Genomic DNA, 2,260 nt, shown 5'->3' with positions numbered 1-2,260 from the left:
CCGAGTACCGCGTCCGCTTGCCCGTCATCCAGGGCCATCCTTCTCACAAGCGAACCGAGCTTACCCGCCTGTCCGAAATCCAGGGACCACCTCACCTGAACTGACCAGCGGACGAGGTCCGGAGCTTCCGCGTCAGCTTGATCAGGGTTTTTGGGGGCGGTTGCTGATTGGCTTTGTGACGAATGATCGTCATCATGGCGAAGGCCAACATCACCAGCGAGACTTGGCGACGCCAGCCATGCCACGAGCGGGTCTCATTGTGATCGAGGCCGAGCTCATTCTTCGCCGCCTCGAAAGCATCCTCGATGGTTCAGCGCTGCCCTTCGATGGCAACCAGGGTCTCGGCCGTGGTCCCGGCGGGGCACCAGGTGGTGAAGTAGGCACACTCGCCATCGCTGAGGTTGCGCCGGATCACCAGGCCGCGTGTCCAGACGCCTGTTGCGCCATCCCGGTACTTGTCCGCGTCCAGGTCAGCCAGTTCAAGCCAGGCCCAGTCGGAAAGCCGCGGCCCCTTCGAGCCCTCGCCTGCAGACAGACGCTGCCAGGCAGAGGGCTCGAGACCCTGCGCGATCGCCTCTGCAGTCCCCGCGACCGCGAGCTTACCGATCCAGGAGCTGCTTCCACGAATGCGGCACAGTGTGCCGGGGCGACGGCGCTGCAGGCGCTTGCTGACGCTTACCTGCTTGTGGCGTCCGTACGCCGCGTGGTGGAAAGCTGAGATGGCCGTGGCAGATCCGGCGCATGCTCAACTGCATACCCAAGTAGCGAGAAGCCGCGGCCTCTATTTCAGATGCTGGGCCAGGTGTTTGTTCATCTCGAACATGGTCACCTTGTCCTTGCCGAACACTTTGCGAAGCTTGTCGTCGGCGAGAATCTCACGTCCATCCTTCGGGTTCTGCAGCTTGTTGGCCTTAATGTATGCCCAAACTTTGCTCACGGCTTCGCCGCGGGCGAGCTCTCCTTCGCCGACGACAGCCGCCAGTTCCTCCGATGGCTTGAGCGGCTGCTGAAGCGCATTCGGCTTGTTGCCCTTAGCAGGTTTTGCAATCTTGGCCGCCTTGGTCGGCTCGGAGTCCTTAGATGCTTCCGGCTTCAGCTTTTTGGGGGTCGTTTTGGCAGACATCGCCGCGCTCCTGATCAATCTTGCCTACGGCATCCCTTGAAAAGCCACTGGTATGGGCCGATGCGCGACGGCCCCCGTGCCTAGCATTTTCCAACATTCGCAGTCATCCAGATTCCATCCTGCTGCCTCAAATCCAAATGTCGGTTTCGCGGATTGAAACCCGGCCTTCTGGCCCGGATGCGACCAATACAGCGGCACACTTTGGAGCATTCCTCTCCGAAAAGATCTTGTTGCAAGGATGGTCCAGTTTGGTGCAGTGGAGTAGGCTGGCGTAGGGGAGAGCCCTGGAACTCGAGGGACACCCGCTGTGCCGTTCAAGGCCAATGCTGAACCGTGTGGTTCATGGCCGAAGCGATTGAGGGGGTGGCGAGCCGAGGTAATTGAACCTGGCGATCGCAACCGCCCTGACGCTGCGTGCCGTGTTCCGCTAGGCGCTGCGCCAAACTAAGGGCCTGATTGGCTCCATTCTGCAGCTGCTGGACGTCGACCTTGCCGTGCCGGACCATTCGACCCCGAGCCGTAGGCCGAGACACTGGAGGTGCCGCGGCCAACGGTGGGCAGCGAGCCGGGCATCTGCTGGTGGACAGCACCGGTCTTCGGCTGTGCGGTCCTGGCGAGTGGTTGATCAAGAAGCATGGCACCAAGTGTCGTCGAGGTTGGAAGATGCTTCACCTCGCCATCGGCCCCGACACGGGCCAGATCGCCGCTTCAGTGCTGGCTGACAGGGGTGCCGATGACCGCTCGCAGCTTGGTCCTTGCTTGAAGCGGGTCGGCGGTTCCGTGGCATCCTTCACCGGCGATGGCGCTTATGACCGGGACGACGTCTACGCTGAGGTCACAGCACGCCACCCCGACGCGGCCGTGATTGTACCAGCACGCGCGGGGGCACCGTCAGGTTGATCCGGGCTTGGCTGGCTGGGGTCGGTCCGGTAGGTGGCCGGAATGAGCCTGCCAGCCGCCAAGTCGCCCTATGCCAGCTATCGCGTCCCGGCGGAGGTCATCAGCTAGGTGTGTGGTCCCGGGATGAGGTGGTGCGGGTTGCTTTTGAAGCCTGACGGATCCTTGGTCCAGGCATCACAGATGGCCTGGAAAGGTGTTCGCCATCGCAGAGCCTTGAGGTGCTTGGCGAAGTTGTAG

General features: G+C 62.2%; 2 protein-coding genes and 3 pseudogenes. 2 read left to right on the top strand and 3 right to left on the bottom strand.

Annotation, left to right across the window (positions count from 1 at the left end):
• Positions 1-91 precede the first annotated feature (91 nt).
• Together BLR02_RS28125 and BLR02_RS28120 are read right to left on the bottom strand one after the other, a co-directional pair.
• Positions 92-616 (bottom strand): annotated as a pseudogene (locus BLR02_RS28125) (transposase); the annotation flags it as partial.
• Between the two features lie 165 nt (positions 617-781).
• Positions 782-1,123 carry an SWIB/MDM2 domain-containing protein gene (locus tag BLR02_RS28120; protein WP_090571744.1) on the bottom strand — a complete coding sequence of 114 codons (342 nt, stop codon included), beginning with the start codon at positions 1,121-1,123 and terminating at the stop codon, positions 782-784.
• A gap of 434 nt (positions 1,124-1,557) precedes the next feature.
• Here BLR02_RS28120 and BLR02_RS31215 point away from each other — a divergent pair.
• A pseudogene (locus tag BLR02_RS31215) lies at positions 1,558-1,644 on the top strand (hypothetical protein); the annotation flags it as partial.
• Positions 1,613-2,023, top strand: a complete 411-nt coding sequence (locus BLR02_RS31210) for a transposase (protein WP_408735550.1) — start codon at positions 1,613-1,615, stop codon at positions 2,021-2,023. The pseudogene BLR02_RS31215 and the gene BLR02_RS31210, both read left to right, overlap by 32 nt.
• A gap of 104 nt (positions 2,024-2,127) precedes the next feature.
• On the opposite strand, the pseudogene BLR02_RS29160 reads toward BLR02_RS31210, so the two are convergent.
• Positions 2,128-2,260 (bottom strand): annotated as a pseudogene (locus BLR02_RS29160) (IS481 family transposase); the annotation flags it as partial.

This window comes from Belnapia rosea (genome assembly GCF_900101615.1).
Classification (GTDB): Bacteria; Pseudomonadota; Alphaproteobacteria; order Acetobacterales; family Acetobacteraceae; genus Belnapia; species Belnapia rosea.
Note: the sequence above shows the minus strand (reverse complement) of the source record. Positions and strands in the feature narration are given on the sequence as shown.

Excerpts from the sequence above, each read along its gene's own strand:
- BLR02_RS28120 (WP_090571744.1), bottom strand. The coding sequence starts at position 1,123 with ATGTCTGCCAAAACGACCCCCAAAAAGCTGAAGCCGGAAGCATCTAAG.